The organism is Brevibacillus nitrificans (assembly GCF_003710965.1).
GTDB lineage: Bacteria > Bacillota > Bacilli > Brevibacillales > Brevibacillaceae > Brevibacillus > Brevibacillus centrosporus.
Genome location: NZ_RHHU01000009.1, coordinates 32,371 through 52,399, shown reverse-complemented (window position 1 = coordinate 52,399; position 20,029 = coordinate 32,371). Strand labels below are relative to the sequence as shown.

Sequence of the window (20,029 nt, the reverse complement as noted above, 5' to 3'; positions counted from 1 at the left end):
TCGTCGCCTTCTTCGTCTTCTTCCTCTTCTTCTACCTCTTCTTCTGCTTCGGCTTCTTCGTACTCTTCTTCATCGCGTTCATCGATGTTCAACATACTGCCAACCTCCTCCTGTGTAATCACTAATATTCATACGAAAAAAACCGCATCTTGTTTGTATGTTTGTCCTCTCTCAGTAGCCTGTTTTTTTTCAATGATCTTCTCTAGGCGGGTTGACATTGTTCGGCATTAGTTTATAATAAGTATTAATAAATAATAATTATAAAAAAGGAGAGATTCTAATATGAAAACAACTGTTGAAGTAAACATCTCCACTGTCCTGAACAAACAAGTCGCAAACTGGACTGTTCTGTATACAAAGCTGCACAACTTTCACTGGAATGTAAAAGGACCACATTTCTTTACCCTACATCAAAAATTTGAAGAGCTTTACAACGAGGCAAGTGCCAACCTCGATACGCTGGCCGAGCGCGTCCTCGGCATCGGTGGAAAACCGGTCGCAACCCTGTCTGCTTGTTTGCAGACGGCAAGTATCGCCGAAGCTGCCGGTAACGAGACCGCCGAGCAGATGGTCACAAGCGTTGTTCAAGATTTCACCCTTCTGGTGGACGAGCTGAAGGATGCGATGGCATCTGCAGAAGAAGCCGGCGACGAAGCGACCTCCGACATGCTCCTCGCCATCTCGAGCAGCCTGCAAAAACATATCTGGATGCTGAAAGCTTTCTTGCAATAACTTAACTGACAACCATTACGGCTCGGGCAGATCCTCCTCCCTCTGCCTGAGCCTTTAAAGGGGAATATTTTCAAATAGAAAAAGGGCTCGTGCGGTTTGCACGTTGCCCTTTTTTACTTACAAAGAGAAGGTCAGTTTTCGACCATCCTTCTCAATTTTCACTTGAGGTAAATATTTCAGCGACTTCTGGACACCTATGTACGGACTTGCAAAGTCTACCTCATGTCGCTTTTTCAATTCATCACAAAGCTCCACCAATGACATCGGCATCATCGACTCCCGCAGCAAGTCCTCGATGTGCTGCGCTACTTCGAGATAGTTATGCCGTATGTGAGCTTTTCTTATTTTCATTCTTCTCGTCAGTTCCACAGGGATTTCATCTGCTGCAGTGGCTGCCTCTTCCTCGGCATCCTCACTGCCCACCATTCCTTCCTGGCCATCCAACTCCCGGATTCGAATTAAGATCTGTTTGATGTCCGTTCCTAGCTGCTTATCCTGATCCACATACTGCCGGCGCAGTACCGTACGTTGTTCCAGCAAGGATTGCAAAGTCATCTGCAACGCTTTCCGCTCGTTAAACATCGCGTAATTTTTTCCCCTTTGCGTGTAAGTGTAGATATTCGTGGAATTATACTCAATGATAATATATTAGGAGCTGCTTGAAAATGGCGAAATTCAGATAATTCCTAGTCGAATCATTTGGAATCCTGCCTTTTCTTTTTTCGCGCAAATGAGTACAATATTCTTGTATATCCACAGAAAGGACTGGCAACATTCCATGTTATCCCAGCGCTTACGCACAGCCCGTAAGGCAAAAGGTCTCACCCAGGAAGAGTTGGCAGAACATGTCTGCACGACAAAAGGGACGATCAGCAACTACGAGAACAACCACAGTACCCCTCCCAATGACATGCTGCGACACTTAGCGGACATCCTAAACGTCACAACCGATTGGCTATTGGGTCGCACGGACGTAGCTTCCCCAGCCTCGATTCCTGCTTCGGATTCTGGAGAAAAACGTTCGTTGGACGAGCTGTTGCAGGAAAAAATTGACGATCCTGATGATTATTACTTTTTAGATGGCTATTTAGAAGCTTCTGAAGAGGAGAAAAAGGAAATTCGCCGCTATTGGTACGATCTGAAAAAGCAATGGAAGGTTCGCCATGTCAAGGAAGATCGCTCTCCTTCCTTGTTCGACATCACGGAAAACTTGAAAAAAAAATAACCCCAGGACGGGGTTTTCTTTTCTACCCAAAACAGAACGTACGTTCCGAAGATACAGGAGGTTTCAGATGCTTGCTGCGATTCTACAGGAAATGGGTGAGCCAAAAACGTGGCTGGAAAGTCGCGTCTACCTGCTGCTGCAGCACCTCGGGATAGAAGAGCCGGAGCAGATCGATTTGCATCGTCTCTGTTCCACCTACGGGATCGAGATTTGGGAGCTGGACGGCCGCAGCAGAGCGCATGCTCACCCGTCGATTGCCGATCGTTATGTCATTGCGGTTGACGAGCGCCTTGATCACACTCACAAGCGCGTAAAAATTGCCCATGAGCTGGGACATTTGCTGCTCCATGTAGGAGTTCAGCCCCACAGCCATGCCTGGATGATCGACTGGCAGGAGTCGCAAGCCAATCACTTCGCCGAACATTTGCTGCTCCCCCTTTTCATGATTCCTCCCCTGCTTGCTGAGTGCAACCGCTATCAAGCTCCCGCGTATTTGGCAGAGCGCTTTCAGGTTCCGCTGCCGCTTGCCCGCTGCCGGTTTGATCGCGTCTTGTCACGTCTGCATGCAAAGGGTTTGCCTGTTTTCTGGTAGGCGTTGTTATAGAAGGAGGCTTTTTTGTTGAAACACGTATTTATTGCAGGCGATGCTTACAGCTCGCATTTTTTTGAGATGGATCTGGAATCTGACGAAGAGCTATCCCTCTTGCCCTTCCTGCGCGTAGCCAGCTACCATACCGCTCGATTTGCTCTCATCATGCGTGATCATGGACTTGCAGGAATCGGAATTCTCCCGGGCAATGCTCTCTTGATCAGCGACTACTCGCTGGAACCCATCATTGGCAGGCCTGTGCTGGTTCGTCAGGAGGGGCAATTTCTCGTTCGGATCGCAGCTGATGTCAACCCGGTGGAGTGCTGCTTCACTACGACCCGCAAAGAAGATTCTCCTCTCATTCTGCCTTCGGAAAACATACGGATCGTCGGCGTTATCTCGGGAATTCTTCCTCGGGAAGATGGACCGCCGTCTGCAGCCATTCCTTGATTACCGCTACGGTTTGCTGCCACTGCTCCTGTGGCGTAATCGCGGCAGGCTGATCGCCCTCCTGAAAGCCATAGCTGCCAAACTGGGAGTGGTTTCCCCCTTCGATGCTCATGTAGCTCGTGCTATCTGGCAGGAAGCTCTTGGCCGCTTCGTACGCCTGCCGATCGACGACACCATCCCGCGAACCCAGCAAGGAAAGCACAGGAATCCCGCTTTCCTTCAAATCCCCTTTTTTATCCGGATAAGCTGCCAGAAAAAAGACGCCCGCGATACGATCTTGATGATTCACGGCATAGCGTGCAGCCATGACACCTCCGAGGGAATGTCCCCCGATCACGAACGACTGATGCGGATAGGCCTTCAGCACTTGATTGGCCCTCTCTGCGTCACTCACGGCCAGATTCAGCGGCATCCTGGCGATGAATACGCGATAGCCGTCTCCCGCAAGCGACCGAGCGAGAGGGGCGTAGCTCTCAGGCTTTATCAAGGCTCCCGGATAAAGAATAATGCCCGGCTCGCGTGTCTCCCCGCCTTCAAAGACCAACCAATCCCCTGTGTCGATGACCGTGATACCTTCTCCCCCCTGCATCGCCGACTTGGCTGCCTGATCAGGCGGGTAAGGCCGCAAATACCAGATAGCTGCACAGGCGGCGATCAGTACGACGAGAACAAAGCCCTGCAGCCACCTTTTGCGATAACGCCCCACGCTGTCACCTCATTTCCGATCCCATACCATTTGCTTTTTATTATGTCTCAATTTGGGTCATCATGTGCCCATTTTCCTTTGAAGCGTGCTTTTTGCTGAAATGACGATCCGATCAGCTTCTTTCCAGAGGCACCTCGGCGGCTTGCAAAGCGCGCATACAGAAAGGGGTAATCAATGTGCCGAGCGCAATGACGGTGAAGGCCACCCCCCAATTGCCGTGATCGAGAAACAACCCAAAAACAGCTGGCGAGATAATCGTAAAGCTGAAGCCCAAAACGGATTGCACCCCGAGTGCCACGCCGAGTACCTCCGGGTCGGTAATATCCGCGATCGCCTTATTGTAGATCGGAGAGTCGGCGATAATCGTAAAGCCGTAGAGCAAGGCAACCGCGACAACCAGCCAGATGGGAGCAAGGAGCATCCACCCGATCGAAAAGGAGCAAGCAATGCTGAGCAAAATAAACAGACGGATGGCTCGTACATTCCCCCAGCGATCGGAAAGCATTCCTCCGAAATAGGTGGCGATCCCGCCGATCATCACGATGCTCGAAGCACTGAGGTTCCCCCAGGTAAGCGCATCAGCGATCCCCTTCTGCTGGTAAAAATAGACCATAAACGGTCCGATCCACGCCCACATGGCATAGAGCTCCCAGCAGTGACCCGCATAGCCGAAGTTGACCAGCAAGTTCTTTTTGGCCACTATTTTTTTAAGCAGGGCAAGCGTCACAGGCGTCGAGGAAAGCGACACAACCGGTATTTTTGACACCAGGATCAAGGCACACGACAGAATCGAAGCGCAAGAGGTGACCAGGATGACCCCTTGCCAGCCCCATGCATTTTGCAGAACGCCCGAGACAAACAAAGAAAATCCCGATCCAACCACGAGGGAGCCCACAAAGATCCCCATCGCTTTTCCACGCGAAGCTGGCGGGGACAGCTGTGCCACCATCTTCATCCCTGGCACGTACACACCTGCAATCCCGATCCCTGAGAGCAGGCGTAAAATCATCGCCGACCAAAAGCCTTCTGCAAAGGCCGCAAACAGCAGCCCGCTGATTCCCGCCACCAATGAGCCGTAGGCAAACGAATATTTTGGGTTGTACTTATCACTGGCAAAGCTGTAAAAAATAACGGCAAGCACATAGCCCAGATGAAAGGTCGCAACGATGATCCCAGACTGTGTGGAGGAGAGCTGCCACTGCTCTTGAACGAGAGGCATAATGGCAGAAAAGTTAAACCAGACTTGCATGGACAGAAACTGAGCGATCGATAGCAGCCAGAGCACGCGTTGGTTCATCGGAGCCTCCCTGAGAAATCTTTTTAGCGAGTATAGCACGAGATATTTTAATAGTCTGAAAACAAGGTCTATCTTCAGGCGAAACGCAGCTGCGCCTCACCCTTTTTCTTTTTCCTTTTGCCGTTCACGAAACCGTCGCACCTTCATGATGTTTCCGCACATCTTGTCGTCGCACCAGCGCCGTACGCGGTTGCGGCTCTCATCAAAAAAGATCCACTGACAATCAGGATTGTCGCATATTTTGATCCGGCTGGCTTCTTCATGTACGAGCAGATCCACAAACGAACGGGCAATTCGAGACATGACAAGCTCCCAGCCATTCACAGGGGTCACCTCTTCCAAACGATAGCCCCCCTCGTCATGTTGCAAACGCGGGTAAAAAGGCGCAAGAGCAAGCACCTGATTGAATGCCTCCAGATCCTCTGGGGCCACGGCTTCCCCGCGAACCGTGCACTCCGTCATCCGTCTCATACACTCCCGCAAATTCAGCAGCCTGGCTCCCATTTTTGGCTCGACAGGCAAAGGCGCCTGCAGATTCCACTGCTGCAAAAAATCAGCCACCCATTCCTCCTTCTCCAGCCTGTTTTCACTGCGGCCAGAACCACGCCAATCGCGCCAGTCACTATTCAAAAAATCAATGCATAACCATTCCATTTCTGCAGTCCCCATCTCTTTTCCACACGCTTGATTTCTCTCTTGTTTCCAGTATTCGGTTATGATATGTTTTTATTTGTAACTACCAAATTATATTTCGTAGGTTACACACATTTGTTTCTTTGCCTTATTATACCGCTGCACCAATCTGTTTTACAGACGAGGAGGATGGACAAATGAGTCGAAAAGAATTGCTATTGCAAAACTGGCTGTATACGTATGAACAGGAAGACTGGTATCCCCCTTTGCGCGATGCACTAGCTGGCGTGACGGCTGCCCAGGCAAGCTGGCGACCAACCGGCGAAGCAGCGAACACGATCTGGGAAACGGTCAGTCATCTGCTGTTCTTCAAAGAACGACTGCTGCACCGACTCTTGGGCACGGAGTTTCCCCTTTCGGCAGAAACCAATGACGATACGTTTGTGCCTTCAGGTGGTGCCGAGGACGAAGAGGCTTGGGAAAAAACAATGCAGCGCATGGAGGTTGTGCATCGTCAGATTCAGGAAAAGCTGGCTTCCTTGAGCGAACAAGATCTCGATCAAGCTTTGCCTTCCATTCCCGCCAGCCAAAGCGTCATGAGCATTATGCTGCACGATGCCTTTCACACGGGACAAATCATTCAAATCCGCAAGCTGCAAGGCTCCTGGCCTGCAAAGCGAACCTTCCTGTAGAAACGATCCCGATTTTTTCTAATTGATTCCTGCTGCAAAATTTTATATAGTTTATGAATAAATCAATTTCATATAATCATCCTCATCATTCACGGTGAGGATAGAGGTCGCGGCTTTTATAGTATTCTGTACGAGATTCAGACGAAATCTAAGACTACAGAAGAGGGAAAAACCGCCGAAGTCCACTGTGCATCGCTGTGCACATGGGCTGGGTCTGTTCTCGAAAGGGACAGAACTGTCACGTTTGCTTGCCCGGCAAACGTGGTGCGCTATCTTCAGTGAAGACATGGTGGGGATTGGCTAATACCGCCCTGTGCCATTCTTTGGCTTTGAGGCGGTTTTTTTGTTTTTGTCCTCCCTGTCTCCAAACACCCCAGAGAAAGGTCGTGCATCACAAGAATGTCAGACAATCAATTGCAACGAGGCCTCAAAGCTCGCCATCTGACGATGATTGCCATCGGCGGTTCCATCGGTACAGGACTATTTCTCGCGAGCGGCGGCTCTATTCATACGGCAGGTCCTGGCGGAGCTCTGGCAGCCTATATCGCCATCAGCATCATGGTGTACTTCCTGATGACCAGCCTCGGGGAAATGGCAGCCTTTATGCCTGTCTCCGGCTCCTTCAGTACGTACGCCACTCGCTTTGTCGATCCGTCATTGGGCTTTGCGCTCGGCTGGAACTACTGGTACAACTGGGCGATTACCATCGCCGTCGAGCTGTCGGCAGCTGCCCTGATCATGAAGTATTGGCTGCCGGATGTTCCGTCGATTATCTGGAGCGCCCTGTTCCTCGTCCTCATGTTTGTTATCAATGCCCTATCCGTAAAGTCTTTCGGTGAGTCGGAGTATTGGTTTGCTCTGATTAAAGTCATTACAGTCATCGTCTTTATCGTCATCGGTGTGCTGATGATTTTCGGCATCATGGGCGGACAGGCAGTCGGATTCACCAACTTTACCAAAGGAGAAGCGCCTTTTAACGGCGGCTACATGGCGATTCTCGGCGTCTTCATGATCGCCGGATTCTCTTTTCAAGGTACAGAGCTGGTCGGTGTCGCAGCAGGGGAAAGTGAAAATCCGGCTCACAGCATCCCCAAAGCGATCCGCCAAATCTTCTGGCGCATCCTGCTGTTCTACATCCTGGCGATCCTGATCATTGGATTGTTGGTACCGTACGACAACCCGAATCTGATCAGTGGGGACATCACCGATATTGCCATTAGTCCTTTTACCATCGTGTTTGAAAAGGCAGGCTTTGCTTTCGCTGCTTCGGTTATGAATGCAGTCATTCTTACCTCCGTCCTGTCGGCAGGAAACTCAGGAATGTACGCCTCGACCCGAATGCTGTGGGTCCTCGCCAAAGAAGGCAAGGCTCCCAAATGGTTTGCAAAGGTAACCCGCAGCGGTGTTCCGATCAACTCGCTGATCGTGACCGCCCTCGTCGGGGCACTCGCCTTTTTATCCTCGCTCTTCGGGGAAGGCGCTGTGTACGTGTGGCTGCTGAATGCCTCCGGGATGTCCGGCTTTATCGCCTGGCTCGGAATCGCAGTCAGCCATTATCGCTTTCGCAAGGCGCTCCTCGCCCAAGGACGCGATTTGTCCGAGCTTCCTTACCGTGCGAAATGGTTCCCGTTTGGCCCGATTTTCGCCTTCATCATCTGCTGTGTAGTCATTGTCGGTCAAAACTACACGGCGTTTACAGGGGAGGCCATCGACTGGAACGGCGCTATGGTCTCTTACATCGGTTTGCCTTTGTTCCTCGTAGTCTGGCTGGTGTATAAGTTCAGCAAGAAGACCAAGCTGGTTCCCCTCGAGAAAGTGGACTTCAGCATGGACGAGAACACCCACTAACATTAGAAAACCTGGCTAAGAATCTGATAAATTCTTCCTGGATGAAATAAGCTCCCGGTCTCCCACTTCCCTGAAATGGTTGACCAGGAGCTTTTTATTTGATCATTTGGCCGTATAGCGAGCAGGCAGGCTCTCCTGCGAAAAGCGGATCCATTCTCGCATGGCAAAGGACTGGTAGGCGTTTTTCCGCCAAATCATCCCGAGATGCCATTTGAGCGAGGAATTCACCAACGGAAGGATGCGAAAACGATCGGTGTCCAGCTCGCTGCAAATCGTTTCGGGCAAAAGGGTGATCCCGATATGGGCGGCGACCATTTCACTGAGAAAATCCCACTGGGAGCTTTTGTAGACGACGTGGGGATGGAAGCCCGCCCTCACGCATTCATCCACGATCCGGTTATGAAGTGCGAAGTCCTCTTGAAAAAGCAGGAACCGCTCTCCCTCCAAATCGCTGAACGGCACCTCGGACCGATCCGCAAAAGGATGAGACGGATGCACAACCAGCATGATGTTTTCGTTCACGAACGAATAGTAGTCAAAGACGTCCTCTTTCGCCGGCAGCAGAATCACTCCGCAATCGAGAATGCCTGCGTCCACATCCGCCTCTACCTTATGGGAACCCGCTTCAAACAGCTCCAGACGAATCCCTGGATACTGATCGCAAAACTGTCCGATCAGCTGAGGGAAAAAGCTCGCTCCGACCATCGGCGGAAGTCCGATCCGCAGGCGGCCTCTTTTCAGATCCATCAGCTCGTTAATATGAACCGTCATGTTTTCGAACGATTTGACCATCACTTCCGCCTGCGAGAACAGAACCCACCCGGCGTCGGTCAGAGAGACCCGCTTCCCAACCCGCTCGAACAGCTCAACACCGATCTCCTCTTCCAGATTTCGGACCATCTTGCTGATCGTCGGCTGGGTGATATACAAGGCTTGTGCTGCTTTCGTAAAGCTGTTGTGACGAGCCACTTCCAAAAAATATTGCAAATGACGGATATCCACCTGACACCCCTCCGCTGAACGATAGATATCGTGAATGCGAATAATTCTATATATGCATTTTACCTATAGTTTAGGACGATGTACACTTTTCCTAGAGGGAGAGGGACATCTTGAGAAAATGGCTCAAAATTATGGCACAAACTGGATTTTTCGTGATCGTTTCCATACTGATGAACATTCTAGTGGAATGGCTCGACATCGCGATTCCTGGCAGTATCATCGGCATGTTTCTGGTGTTTTTCCTGCTGCAGCTGAAGTGGATTCGCCTGGAGTGGATTGACGCCGGAGCGAGCTTTCTGTTGGCAGAGCTGCTGCTGTTTTTCATCCCGCCATCTGTAGGAATTATTTCGTACCAAAATCTGATGCTCCATGAAGGCTTTCAAATCTTTATCGTCATCGCGATTGGCACAGCCATCGTCATGGCCGCAAGCGGTCTTTTGGCACAGCGCATTGCCAAACGGAAGGAGCAATCACAATCATGATCGGCGGTATCTTGGGCTTCTTCGTCACTATCGTTCTTTATCTGATTGCCAAAAGGCTCTATCGCTACAAACCGATTCTGTTGTTTTCACCTTTGCTGTTCACGCCTGTTGCACTGGTCTTTCTGATCCTCGGCACTCATACGGCATACGAAGCCTATAACGCAGGTGGAAAATGGCTGGCGTACATGCTGCAGCCTGCTACCATCGCATTCGCAGTACCGCTCTACAAGCATTTTCCGTTGTTGAAAAAACACGCTTCACAAATCGTAGTGAGCGTCACAGCAGGCTCTGCAGTCGCTGTCGTCTCTTCTGCCTTGCTGGCCTTGCTGATGCATGTAGACAAACAGGTCATGTTCAGTCTGATCCCGCGGTCCATCACTACACCGATCGCCATGAATGTTTCCGAAATGATCGGCGGAGTGCCTTCCATCACAGCTGTCCTCGTCCTGATTACAGGGCTGCTCGGCTCGGTGATCGGTCCGTACATCATTTCCTATCTGCGCATTCAGGATGACATCGCCCGCGGAGTTCTTCTGGGTACGAGCGCACATGGGGCAGGGACGTCCAAAGCCTTTGAAATCGGCTCATTGACGGGAACGGTTTCCAGTATTTCCATGATCCTGGCTGCATTGGTTACACAGCTCGTCACGACGATCGTTGTATAAACGAAAAAGGCAATCCCTTTCGCAGGGACTGCCTCTTTTCAATTTCTGCCTATTTTTTCAAACGATACGGTACGGTCGCGATCTTCACATCCTGCCGGGCAAACAAATACGCCCGCAAGAAAAAGCTGGTCTGGTTATGCAGCAGATTATGCCACCAACGCTTTGTGATGAACTGCGGGATCATGACCGTCACATGATCCGTATCGGCTTTCTTCCACTCCACGGTATCGATGAACTTGAACAGCGGCTTGATGATACTTCGATAATGAGAGCGCAGAACGATCAGGCGTACTCCTGGATTCCACAGCTCCCATTTTTCCTCCATCTTTTTGATGTCCTCGTCGCTGAAGCCCACGTAGACGGCCACGATGTCATCAGACAGGGACTGCGCGTAGCTGATGGTATTTTTCACGACCTGCGAAATACCCGCCACCGGAATCACGATGACGCTGCCTTTTGCCTGAGGCTTGTCGGTCGTGATGTCCAGTCTCAGCTCGCTTGCCAAGTCCTGATAGTGACCGTTGATTTTGCGGAAGATAAAAATCACGATCGGTAGAAAAATGAAGATCGTCCAGACTTGGGAAAATTTCGTGATCAGGAAGATCAGGCAGATCGTCAGCGTAGTCAGCATCCCAATCGTATTGATGAGAAAAGGAACCAACCATCCGGCAGGCTTTTTCGTCACCCACCGCTTCATCATGCCGGCTTGCGACAACGTAAATGGGATGAAGACCCCGAGCGCATACAGCGGAATCAGATTCTCCGTTTCTCCGCCAAACGATATCACTAAAATCGCGGACAGAATGCCGAGAAAAATGATCCCGTTGGAGAAGCCGAGCCGATCCCCTCGGACCATGAACATGTTTGGCATAAACCGGTCTTTGGCCAGCATAAAGGCGAGCAGGGGAAAGGCTGCAAAAGCAGTATTCGCTGCCAGGAACAGGATAAGAGCCGTAACAGCCTGGATAAAATAATACAGGATCCCTCTGCCAAAGACAGCGGATGCGATTTGCGAAACGACCGTTTCCTTCGGGCTGGGAGCGATGCCAAAGACGTAAGCCAGCAAGCTGATGCCCATAAACATCACACCGAGAATCAGCCCCATCATGATCAAGGTCAGGGCTGCATTTTTCGGAGCCGGACTTCGGAAGTTGGGAATCGCATTGGATACCGCTTCTACGCCGGTCAAAGCTGAACAGCCTGAGCTGAATGCCCGCAGCAGCAGAAAGAGCGTAATTCCCGGGACCGCAGCGCCGTAGACAGGTGCATGTACTTGGACGTTGCCCGTCATCCATTGATAAGCACCGCCCAAAATCAAGAGAAAAATCGCGACGACAAACAAATAGACCGGATACATCAGAATCGTCGCTGACTCGGTGATCCCCCTCAGGTTCAGGATCGTTACGGAGATGATCATGAGCAACGCAATCAGAACACGATGATCATGCAATACCGGAAACGCTGAAGTAATCGCGTCTGTCGAAGCCGAGGTACTCACGGCTACGGTCAAAATGTAATCGACGAGCAGCGAGCCGCCAGCCACCAGTCCGGTCGACGTGCCAAAGTTGTCTTTGGCAACGATATACGCTCCGCCGCCTGTTGTATAAGCAAAGATCGTCTGGCGGTAAGATAAAATTAGAATGGTTAAAAGTCCTACGACCGCAATGGAGATCGGAATGGAATACCATAGCGCAGCAGCTCCGAGCGTAACTAACACAAGCAGAATTTGCTCGGTACCATAGGCTACAGAAGATAACGCATCAGATGACAAAACGGCTAATGCCTTGACCTTCGAGAGCTTTTCTTCACCCAGTGCGTTTGACTTCATCGGTCTCCCGATTAAAAGTCGTTTCAACCCCATTATCATGTTGATCTCCTCACATACTTTTTCAGATAGTTTCTCCTCTTGATGTAGACAGCTTCCCCTCAGATATTTCCTAAATCCCCTCCTTTTTCCCGAAAAAAAGAACAAAAAAGAAGCCAAACGAGAAGGAAACTCACTTGGCTTTCAGGGCATAGCAAAGTTAGGCTATGTCATTTATACACAAAGTAAATGTTGCCTCTCTTGGTACGCTTACGGAGTTAGCTGACGGATTCGGGTGTAAGAGTCACCCTACTCGAAATCTTCGAGATTCACCCCATGTGGCACGACAAGTCCCGCCACGTTTGGTTCCCCCGCTCCCATTCAAAAATGGGACTCAGCGAATCGGTTATTTCCATTTGTCTTTATCACGAAACAAATAATACTCCCGTACGAAGCGCTTGTAAAGATCTAATTCTCTTCATTTTTGATCGTGAAAAAGATGCCCCCATAAGCAGTTTGATCTGCTTCAAGGACATCCCCCAAGGTCCTTTTGTCCCTTAGTGTGAGAGAACATTCAAGGACGTTTGTACGTGTTCCGCGCAACGCTTCGCTTCTTGCGCGAGGATCTCGTCTGTAGCTTGATTGGCATCATACACGACAAAGGCAGGCAGGAACGTTCCGTTGCATTTCGTCAAGGTTCGTTCAATAGGACGAAGCAGCTCGCTGATCGTGTAAAAGTTATCTCCACCAGAACGATACGACTTTTCCGTCCCCCCTGCTGTCGTGGCGACCAGAAATTCTTTCCCTTTCAGATGAACGCCCTCTGGCCCAAATGCCCAGCCGTACACAAGCACTTCATCGAACCACTTCTTTAAAAGCGGTGGGCAGCTGTACCAGTAAAATGGGAACTGAAAGACAATCCTCTCAAATTCGAGCAGCAGCTCTTGCTCCCGCTGAACATCAATCTGGTAATCGGGATACTCCTGATACAGATCGCGGACCAACACTTGTCCATTCTTCTTCCATTCACTCAACAGCGCCCGATTGGCGCGAGATTCAGCGAGCCGTGGATGCGCAGCTATCACCATGATTTTCACAAAGAACACCCTTTCTTTCGTTGCTTCGTCTCGGGATTACATCCCCCATTATTCGAAAGAGAGGGAGGATTGAAAAGTACGCTTTTTCTTCAGACTACGTCCTGAAAACCGTACCATGGATGACAGCTCGGTTGTGGGCAGACAGTATGAAAAACCGTACTAGGTACGAAATAACAGCGTACTGTCAGAAAGCAGGATACTCTGGTAAAGTAACGAAGAGCACATGGAGCATGAGGAAGGGAGGGAAAAACGTGCAAGAAGAACTTCGCGATCCTACACGGACACAAGGAATTCTCGCCACGCTTCAGGTCATCGGCGGCAAGTGGAAGCCGCTCATCTTATTCATCCTCCTGCACGATGGCACCAAGCGATTTGGAGAGCTGCGGCGCATGCTTCCAAATATCACGCAGGGCATGCTGACCAATCAGCTGCGTGAGCTCGAGCAGGACGGTCTCATCGTACGCCGCCCCTATCAAGAGATCCCGCCCAAAGTGGAGTATTACTTGTCTGAGCACGGAAAAACGCTGAGCTCCGTCTTGGGCGATATGTGCGGGTGGGGGTTTCGGCACTTGGCCTACATGGAGCAAAATGATCAGCATTCGGGATGAGGCTTTGATGGGGCGAGAAGAGAAACAAAAAAGAGTCCTCAAAAGAAAGCGACCCTTCTTTCGAGAACTCTTCTTCTATATATATGGGACAGCCTACGACAGTTTCCCCATCAAACGCTCCATCCGCTCCAGCGCTTTTTTCAGCTGCTCCATGGATGTCGCATACGAGCAGCGGATATGACCATTACCGCTTTCGCCGAATACATCGCCCGGAACGACAGCTACTTTCTCTTCCATTAACAGCTTCTCGGCAAACTCGGCCGAGCTCAGCCCTGTAGATGTGATCGAAGGAAAAGCGTAGAATGCACCATCCGGCTCGTGGCAGCTCAGCCCGATTTCCCGGAAGCCATCCACGACGTAATTGCGGCGTTGGCGATAGCTCTCGATCATCCGTTCCATGTCCGAGCGTCCGTGACGCAGCGCCTCCAGTGCTGCCATCTGCGCCATCGTCGGTGCACACAGCATCGTATATTGATGAATTTTCAGCATCCCTGCCAGCAGATCAGGGGTGGCGCAGACGTAGCCGAGGCGCCAGCCTGTCATGGCAAACGCTTTGGAGAAGCCCGAGATCAGAATCGTGCGGTCCTTCATTCCCGGAAGCGCCGCGATGCTGTCGTGCATGCGTCCGTACGTCAGCTCGGCGTAAATCTCATCGGAAATCACCAGCAGATCGTGCTTCTCGATGATAGGCAGCAGGGTTTTCCACTCTTCAGCAGTCATCGTGCCGCCTGTCGGATTGTTCGGATAGCAGAAAATAATCGCTTTGGTCCGTGGCGTGATGTGCGTCTCCAGCTCTTGTGGTGTCAGCTTGAACTGGTTTTCCATCGTCGTCTTCAGGAACACTGGCACCCCGCCAGCCAGGCGAATGACCGGCTCGTAGGATACGTAGCACGGCTCGACGACCAGCACTTCATCTCCCGGATCCAGGATGGCGCGCAGCGCGATATCAATCGCTTCACTGGCTCCTACTGTCACCAAAATCTCCTTCTCCGGATGATAGCTGACGGAAAAACGCTCCTCCAGATACTTCTGGATCTCTACCCGCAGCTCGAGCATACCCGCGTTGGATGTGTAGGCGGTATGGCCGCGCTCCAGTGACGAGATCGATGCTTCGCGCATGCGCCAAGGAGTGACAAAATCAGGCTCCCCGACCCCGAGTGAAATGACTCCCTCCATCGAGGCTGCCAGATCGAAAAAACGGCGAATTCCCGATGGCTTCAGGGAAGCGACTGTAGACGACAAACGGCTTTTTACGGATAGCTGCGTACTCATGGAGTTACCACCATTCTGCGATCTTCATCGCGATCTTCCAATTCAATCCCATCATGCTTGTAGCGTTTCAAGATAAAGTGAGTGGCCGTCGAGACTACGGAGTCGAGCGTCGCCAGCTTCTGCGAAACGAACGTCGCGACTTCCCGCATCGTCTTTCCTTCGAGCACCACGGACAAGTCGTAGCTCGCGCCTGACATCAGGTATACGGCTTTTACTTCTGGGAAGCGGCAGATACGCTCCGCTACCTCATCAAACCCGACGTCGCGCTTGGGCGTTACCTTCACATCGATCATCGCATTGACGTACGGATGATCCTCCACCCGCTCCCAGTTGATCAGTGCGGGGTATTTGACGATGACTTTTTCCTCTTCCAAAGCGGCGATCGCCTTTTCGATCACCTCTGTTGGCTCCGCCAGCATTTTACCGATTTGCTCAGCTGACATGCGGCTGTCCTCTTCCAGCAAATGCAGAAGTTCGCGTTGCTTTTTCGAATCCATAACCCACCACTCCATTCTCTCTACGTATGTCTGTTACAAATCAAAAAGCCCCAGCAATCTCCTCCATGGTTCATGGAATCGATTGCTGAGGCGAAGGTATCGCGGTACCACTCAGCTTTTTTCCCCTTTTCGCAAAAGGGAAACTTAGGCAGTCATGACTGACATGCGCCTGATAACGTAGGCTAATCGCTGCTTTCTACTCAATTTCAAAAGCAGGGCTCCAAGGTGGCTTTCAAAAAGAGTTCGCGGCCGCCCTCCCAGCTTACAGGCGACTCTCTGGACGTCAAATCCCTTTTTTACTTTCCTTTTCACGGCGTTTCTTCCGTATGGGTCTTATACGTTTTCTTGAATGTCTCAGATTATAAAAAGGTTTTGAGCTGTTGTCAACCGACATCTTTTTGGGATGTCCTGCGAGTGCAGCACTGGCGCGTGAAAAAAGAATAACGTGATCATGACAGGAAAAATAGTTGATCAACAAAATAAATACCCATACATTCTCAACAAGATTCCCTCTGTTTTCCCCTCCCATAACGAAACAGGCATACCCTTCCAATCTGTGGCATAATGGGAGGTACTCAGAACAGAAGAACGCAAAGTGGGGAGTAGCATGAATCGTAATTTCGGCGTCATAGATCTAGGCTCAAACACTGCCAGATTGGTCGTCTACGAGCAAGATTCACAAGGTCTCGTGACAGAAGTGGACAATATCAAACGCGGACTGCGACTCAGCAATCATGTGCAAGACGGCCACATGGATGAAGAGGGGATCACCAAGACCATCGACTGCATGCGGCAATTCAAAGATCTGCTGGAAGCAAGAAATATAAAGGACATCATTGCTGTAGCAACTGCTGCCGTACGTCAGTCGGATAACGGCAGCGAGCTGATCGATCGCATATCCAAAGAGACAGGAATCAGCGTCCGCGTCCTCGGCGGCGAAGACGAAGCTCGCTACGGCTATCTCGCCGTCGTGAACAGTATGAGCATCGACGAAGGGATCACCATCGATATCGGCGGGGGGAGTACCGAAGTCACCTTTTTTTCCAACCGCGAGCTTCAGGCCTCTCACAGCTTTCCTTTCGGGATCGTCTCCCTGACGCGCATGTTTTTTCACAGCGAGGTACCGACTGCTGAGGAACTCTCTTCGCTGGAGCATTTCTTGAGCACTGCCTTTTCCTCCTGCCCTTGGCTGCTAAGCAGGCATTGTCCCGTGATTGCCATTGGCGGCACAGCCCGAAATCTGGCCAAAATTCAACAGCGAGCCGTGCAATACAGCATGGACAGCTTCCACCATTACCCGCTCGATACCGAGCAAGTCGCAGGGATATTGGAGCAGCTCAGTCTGCTTTCACTCGAAGAACGCAGACAGGTCCCCGGCATCTCCAAGGATAGGGCAGATGTGATTCTTGCTGGCATCACGGTGTTTGAGAGCCTGCTGCGTCATGCAGGAAGCCCAGAGCTGATCGTCAGCAACAAAGGGCTGCGCGACGGGATACTATCCGAAGTCGTCTGGGGAACCGCCGCTCCAACCTCCATCCGGGTGGTGCATGAGCGAAGCATCGACCAGTTCATGAACCGCTATCAGGTCAACAAGCCGCACGCCATTCACGTCAGCAAGCTCTCCTTGTCGCTGTTCGATCAGCTCCAGACGTTTGGTCATCACACGTATGGGCAAGGGGAACGCGATCTGCTGGAGGCAGCCGCACTCCTGCACGATGTAGGGCGTACAATCAACGTCCATGAAGCTTCCGAGCATACGTTTTATTTACTGTCGCACGTACTTTTGGCAGGGTACACCCATCGGGAAAGACTCCTGATCGCCATGATTGCCTCTTTTAAAAGCAACAAGCTTCTGCAAAGCCAGCTGGCGAAGCATACAGACATCGTTTCCAAAACGGACAAGAGCCTCGTCGAAAAGCTTGGTCACCTCGTCCTGCTGGCACGGATGCTGGATCGCTCCATGTCACAAGCTATACACACGATCCGGCTGACGGATGATGACGGACCACTCACGCTCCTTTGCCTGGGAAAACGGGATGGACTGCTGGAGTATTCCCTGTTGGACGAACCCCTCGCCAAGCTGAGCAAGGCATGGAAGCTGCCCCTCTCATTTCGTCCGGTCGTAGACGATAGCCCTGCCAAACCTTAACAATCCCTTAACACTAGACTGCTATACTTGTCCTGATCAGTGGTCAATTTCCCCATTTTTCCTATAAAGGTTGGGCCAGGATGAAGGACTTTCGCATTCCAGACTATTACATTAATCGAGAACTAAGCTGGATCGCCTTTAACGAGCGCGTGCTGATGGAAGCCAAGAGCGAGAGCAATCCTCTCTTTGAGCGTTTGAAGTTCATCGCGATCGCCAGCAGCAATTTTGATGAATTTTTCATGGTGCGGGTAGCCGGCTTGAAGGATCAGGTCAAGGCGGGTCTTACCAAGCCGGACAACAAGTCGGGGATGACGCCGCTCGAACAGCTGCACGCCGTATGGGAGCGCACCCATGAAGTCATGCAGAACATGTTCGCGATCCTGCGGGAGGATATCACACCCGAGCTGCATAAAGCGGGCATTCGCTTCCTGAAAGCGAAGCAGCTAAACGAGGAGCAGGCGGATTTTGTACACTCGTTTTTTCACCACCAGCTGTATCCGGTGCTAACCCCGATGGCCGTAGATGCCAGTCATCCGTTTCCCATGCTGTTGAACAAAAGCTTGAATCTCGCCGTTTTGCTCGAGGATGACGATGTGGACAGCGAAGGTCCCTTGTTTGCCGTGGTGCAGGTTCCCTCCGTCGTCCCCCGTTTTCTCGAGCTGCCCTCTCCTGTAGGCGAGGCGCATTTTATTCTCCTCGAGGACGTCATTTCCGAGCATATGGATAGCTTGTTTCGCGGCTACAATATCCTGGAAACATGTCCATTTCGCATCACCCGCAACGCTGATTTGACCATCGATGAGGACGAAACCGAAGACCTGCTGGAAGCAATCGAGCAGGAGCTGAAAAAACGGAAGATGGGAGAGCCTTCCCGCCTCGCAGTGGATGCGTCCATGAGCGCGTTTCTGCAAGCGACGCTCCTGGATTGGCTGGAGCTGGACGAGCCGGAAATCTATCGGTTTGCAGGTCCGCTCGACCCTACCTTCTTCTTCCGCTTCCATGCGCTGGAAGGCTATGATCACCTGCGTTTTGAACCGCTTACTCCCCAGCAGCCACTGGATTTCTTTGGCGATGGTGACATCTTCTCTGCTATCGAAAGACGTGACCTGCTGCTTCATCATCCGTACGAGTCGTTCGATCCTGTGATTCGCTTCGTGCAAGAGGCTGCTGAGGATCCAAAGGTACTCGCGATCAAGCAGACGCTGTATCGCGTCAGCGGCGATTCCCCGATCGTCAACGCCTTGCTGAAAGCAGCTGACAACGGCAAGCAGGTGATGGTGCTTCTGGAACTGAAAGCCCGCTTTGACGAGGAGAACAACATCGTCTGGGCGAAAAAGCTGGAAAACGCGGGCTGCCACGTCATCTACGGACTCGCGGGCTTAAAGACCCACAGCAAGATCACTCTCGTCGTACGCGCAGAAGAAAACGGCTTGCGCAGATACGTGCACTTGAGCACCGGAAATTACAACGACAAGACGGCGGGAACCTATACGGATATTGGAATGTTTACGGCACACGAGGACTTCGGGACAGACGCGACGCACTTTTTCAACCATCTGTCCGGCTACTCCTACCCGCCTGAATGGAAAGTCATTTCCACGGCTCCTACCGGCTTGCGTGACACGTTTCTTTCGCTCATCCAGCGTGAAATCGAAAACAGTCTTGCCGGGAAGCCGGCATATCTCATAGCCAAGATGAATTCGTTGACAGATAAAGAAATTATGATGGCTCTCTATGAGGCATCCTGTGCGGGAGTCAAGATCGACCTGATCGTCCGCGGGATCTGCTGCCTGCGCCCGGGCATCCCGGGGGTCAGCGAAAACATCCGCGTCATCAGCATCGTCGGACGCAACCTGGAGCATAGCCGCATCTTTCATTTTTGTAACGGCGGCGATCCGCAAATCTATCTTTCCAGTGCAGACTGGATGACGCGAAACATGATGGCGCGTGTTGAAATTCTCTTTCCAATCCTGCAGCGGGATTTGCGCAGACGCATCACAGCGCTTCTGGAGACGATGCTACAGGACGATGCCAAAGCGCATCAGCTCATGCCGGACGGCACGTACGTCCGCGTGCAGCCGAAGAGCGCGTTTCCGATGAACAGCCAGCAGCTCTTTTGGGAGGAAACGTTTATGCATAATCAAAAAAGGGAGCTCGAACTCGCCGTTCCCCGTATGAAACCGATCACGTCCCTCCTGCAGTAAACACCCGCATGTCTTTTTCAGGTAACAGCAGCTGACGCCGCCTCTATGCAGGCACGTTGGCTTTTTCTTTTTTTCCC

The 20,029-nt window shown here is 51.4% G+C and carries 20 protein-coding genes, 2 riboswitches and 1 other annotated feature; of the genes, 11 read left to right on the top strand and 9 right to left on the bottom strand.

Translation table 11 applies throughout. From position 1 onward, the window contains the following. Positions 1-282 precede the first annotated feature (282 nt). The gene (locus EDM59_RS13620) at positions 283-732 is read left to right on the top strand and encodes a Dps family protein (protein ID WP_122924103.1); all 450 of its coding nucleotides are present in this window, start codon (positions 283-285) and stop codon (positions 730-732) included. 117 nt (positions 733-849) lie between these two features. On the opposite strand, the gene EDM59_RS13615 is transcribed toward EDM59_RS13620, so the two are convergent. Beyond that, positions 850-1,314 (bottom strand): hypothetical protein, encoded by a 465-nt coding sequence (locus tag EDM59_RS13615; RefSeq protein ID WP_122924102.1) that lies wholly within the window; start codon positions 1,312-1,314, stop codon positions 850-852. 196 nt (positions 1,315-1,510) lie between these two features. Here EDM59_RS13615 and EDM59_RS13610 point away from each other — a divergent pair, with 196 nt between their 5' ends. The 3 genes from EDM59_RS13610 to EDM59_RS13600 all read left to right on the top strand — a co-directional run bounded on the left by EDM59_RS13610 (position 1,511) and on the right by EDM59_RS13600 (position 2,996). After that, positions 1,511-1,957: a helix-turn-helix domain-containing protein gene (locus tag EDM59_RS13610; protein WP_122924106.1), complete on the top strand. Its 447-nt coding sequence runs from the start codon at positions 1,511-1,513 to the stop codon at positions 1,955-1,957. A 67-nt stretch (positions 1,958-2,024) separates the two neighbouring features. Continuing rightward, the gene (locus tag EDM59_RS13605) at positions 2,025-2,549 is read left to right on the top strand and encodes an ImmA/IrrE family metallo-endopeptidase (RefSeq protein ID WP_122924101.1); all 525 of its coding nucleotides are present in this window, start codon (positions 2,025-2,027) and stop codon (positions 2,547-2,549) included. A 27-nt stretch (positions 2,550-2,576) separates the two neighbouring features. Further along, the gene (locus EDM59_RS13600; RefSeq protein WP_122924100.1) at positions 2,577-2,996 is read left to right on the top strand and encodes a hypothetical protein; all 420 of its coding nucleotides are present in this window, start codon (positions 2,577-2,579) and stop codon (positions 2,994-2,996) included. Here the strand turns inward: EDM59_RS13600 and EDM59_RS13595 are convergent. The 3 genes from EDM59_RS13595 to EDM59_RS13585 form a co-directional block, all read right to left on the bottom strand. Then, positions 2,941-3,702 (bottom strand): alpha/beta fold hydrolase, encoded by a 762-nt coding sequence (locus EDM59_RS13595; RefSeq protein ID WP_122924099.1) that lies wholly within the window; start codon positions 3,700-3,702, stop codon positions 2,941-2,943. The genes EDM59_RS13600 and EDM59_RS13595 overlap by 56 nt on opposite strands. Positions 3,703-3,814: 112 nt before the next feature. Beyond that, positions 3,815-4,999 carry an MFS transporter gene (locus EDM59_RS13590; RefSeq protein WP_246011038.1) on the bottom strand — a complete coding sequence of 395 codons (1,185 nt, stop codon included), beginning with the start codon at positions 4,997-4,999 and terminating at the stop codon, positions 3,815-3,817. 96 nt (positions 5,000-5,095) lie between these two features. Further along, positions 5,096-5,653: a CGNR zinc finger domain-containing protein gene (locus EDM59_RS13585; RefSeq protein ID WP_122924098.1), complete on the bottom strand. Its 558-nt coding sequence runs from the start codon at positions 5,651-5,653 to the stop codon at positions 5,096-5,098. Positions 5,654-5,829: 176 nt separating this feature from the next. Between EDM59_RS13585 and EDM59_RS13580 the strand changes: the two genes are divergently transcribed. Then, positions 5,830-6,324, top strand: a complete 495-nt coding sequence (locus tag EDM59_RS13580) for a DinB family protein (RefSeq protein ID WP_122924097.1) — start codon at positions 5,830-5,832, stop codon at positions 6,322-6,324. 93 nt (positions 6,325-6,417) lie between these two features. Next, a riboswitch (Lysine riboswitch) is annotated at positions 6,418-6,604 on the top strand. A gap of 119 nt (positions 6,605-6,723) precedes the next feature. Continuing rightward, positions 6,724-8,172, top strand: coding sequence for an amino acid permease (locus EDM59_RS13575; RefSeq protein ID WP_122924096.1), 1,449 nt, complete (start codon positions 6,724-6,726; stop codon positions 8,170-8,172). 102 nt (positions 8,173-8,274) lie between these two features. Here EDM59_RS13575 and cidR read toward each other — a convergent pair whose 3' ends face one another. Next, positions 8,275-9,174: a cidABC operon transcriptional activator CidR gene (gene cidR / locus EDM59_RS13570; RefSeq protein WP_122924095.1), complete on the bottom strand. Its 900-nt coding sequence runs from the start codon at positions 9,172-9,174 to the stop codon at positions 8,275-8,277. 110 nt (positions 9,175-9,284) lie between these two features. Here cidR and EDM59_RS13565 point away from each other — a divergent pair, with 110 nt between their 5' ends. Further along, complete coding sequence (locus tag EDM59_RS13565) at positions 9,285-9,656, top strand: CidA/LrgA family protein (RefSeq protein ID WP_122924094.1); 372 nt, start codon at positions 9,285-9,287, stop codon at positions 9,654-9,656. Further along, positions 9,653-10,321: an LrgB family protein gene (locus EDM59_RS13560; protein ID WP_122924093.1), complete on the top strand. Its 669-nt coding sequence runs from the start codon at positions 9,653-9,655 to the stop codon at positions 10,319-10,321. The genes EDM59_RS13565 and EDM59_RS13560 overlap by 4 nt, the downstream gene beginning before the upstream one ends. A gap of 49 nt (positions 10,322-10,370) precedes the next feature. Here the strand turns inward: EDM59_RS13560 and EDM59_RS13555 are convergent, their stop codons facing one another. Together EDM59_RS13555 and EDM59_RS13550 are read right to left on the bottom strand one after the other, a co-directional pair. After that, positions 10,371-12,188, bottom strand: coding sequence for an APC family permease (locus tag EDM59_RS13555; protein WP_122924092.1), 1,818 nt, complete (start codon positions 12,186-12,188; stop codon positions 10,371-10,373). A gap of 188 nt (positions 12,189-12,376) precedes the next feature. After that, positions 12,377-12,535: riboswitch (cyclic di-AMP (ydaO/yuaA leader) on the bottom strand. Between the two features lie 147 nt (positions 12,536-12,682). Beyond that, positions 12,683-13,222 (bottom strand): NAD(P)H-dependent oxidoreductase, encoded by a 540-nt coding sequence (locus EDM59_RS13550; RefSeq protein ID WP_122924104.1) that lies wholly within the window; start codon positions 13,220-13,222, stop codon positions 12,683-12,685. Positions 13,223-13,473: 251 nt separating this feature from the next. Between EDM59_RS13550 and EDM59_RS13545 the strand changes: the two genes are divergently transcribed. Then, complete coding sequence (locus EDM59_RS13545; protein ID WP_246011037.1) at positions 13,474-13,830, top strand: winged helix-turn-helix transcriptional regulator; 357 nt, start codon at positions 13,474-13,476, stop codon at positions 13,828-13,830. Positions 13,831-13,923: 93 nt separating this feature from the next. Here the strand turns inward: EDM59_RS13545 and EDM59_RS13540 are convergent, their stop codons facing one another. Next, positions 13,924-15,102, bottom strand: coding sequence for an aminotransferase (locus tag EDM59_RS13540; RefSeq protein WP_122924090.1), 1,179 nt, complete (start codon positions 15,100-15,102; stop codon positions 13,924-13,926). Further along, entirely contained in the window at positions 15,099-15,599 is a 501-nt protein-coding gene (locus tag EDM59_RS13535; protein WP_092266437.1) for an Lrp/AsnC family transcriptional regulator, read from the bottom strand. The genes EDM59_RS13540 and EDM59_RS13535 overlap by 4 nt, the downstream gene beginning before the upstream one ends. Before the next feature lie 83 nt (positions 15,600-15,682). Then, positions 15,683-15,920: a binding site (T-box leader), on the bottom strand. Between the two features lie 286 nt (positions 15,921-16,206). On the opposite strand from EDM59_RS13535, the gene EDM59_RS13525 reads away from it, so the two are divergent. Both EDM59_RS13525 and EDM59_RS13520 read left to right on the top strand, forming a co-directional pair. After that, positions 16,207-17,748, top strand: coding sequence for a Ppx/GppA phosphatase family protein (locus EDM59_RS13525; protein WP_122924088.1), 1,542 nt, complete (start codon positions 16,207-16,209; stop codon positions 17,746-17,748). An 80-nt stretch (positions 17,749-17,828) separates the two neighbouring features. Next, entirely contained in the window at positions 17,829-19,952 is a 2,124-nt protein-coding gene (locus EDM59_RS13520; RefSeq protein ID WP_122924087.1) for an RNA degradosome polyphosphate kinase, read from the top strand. The last annotated feature ends 77 nt before the right edge of the window (positions 19,953-20,029 follow it).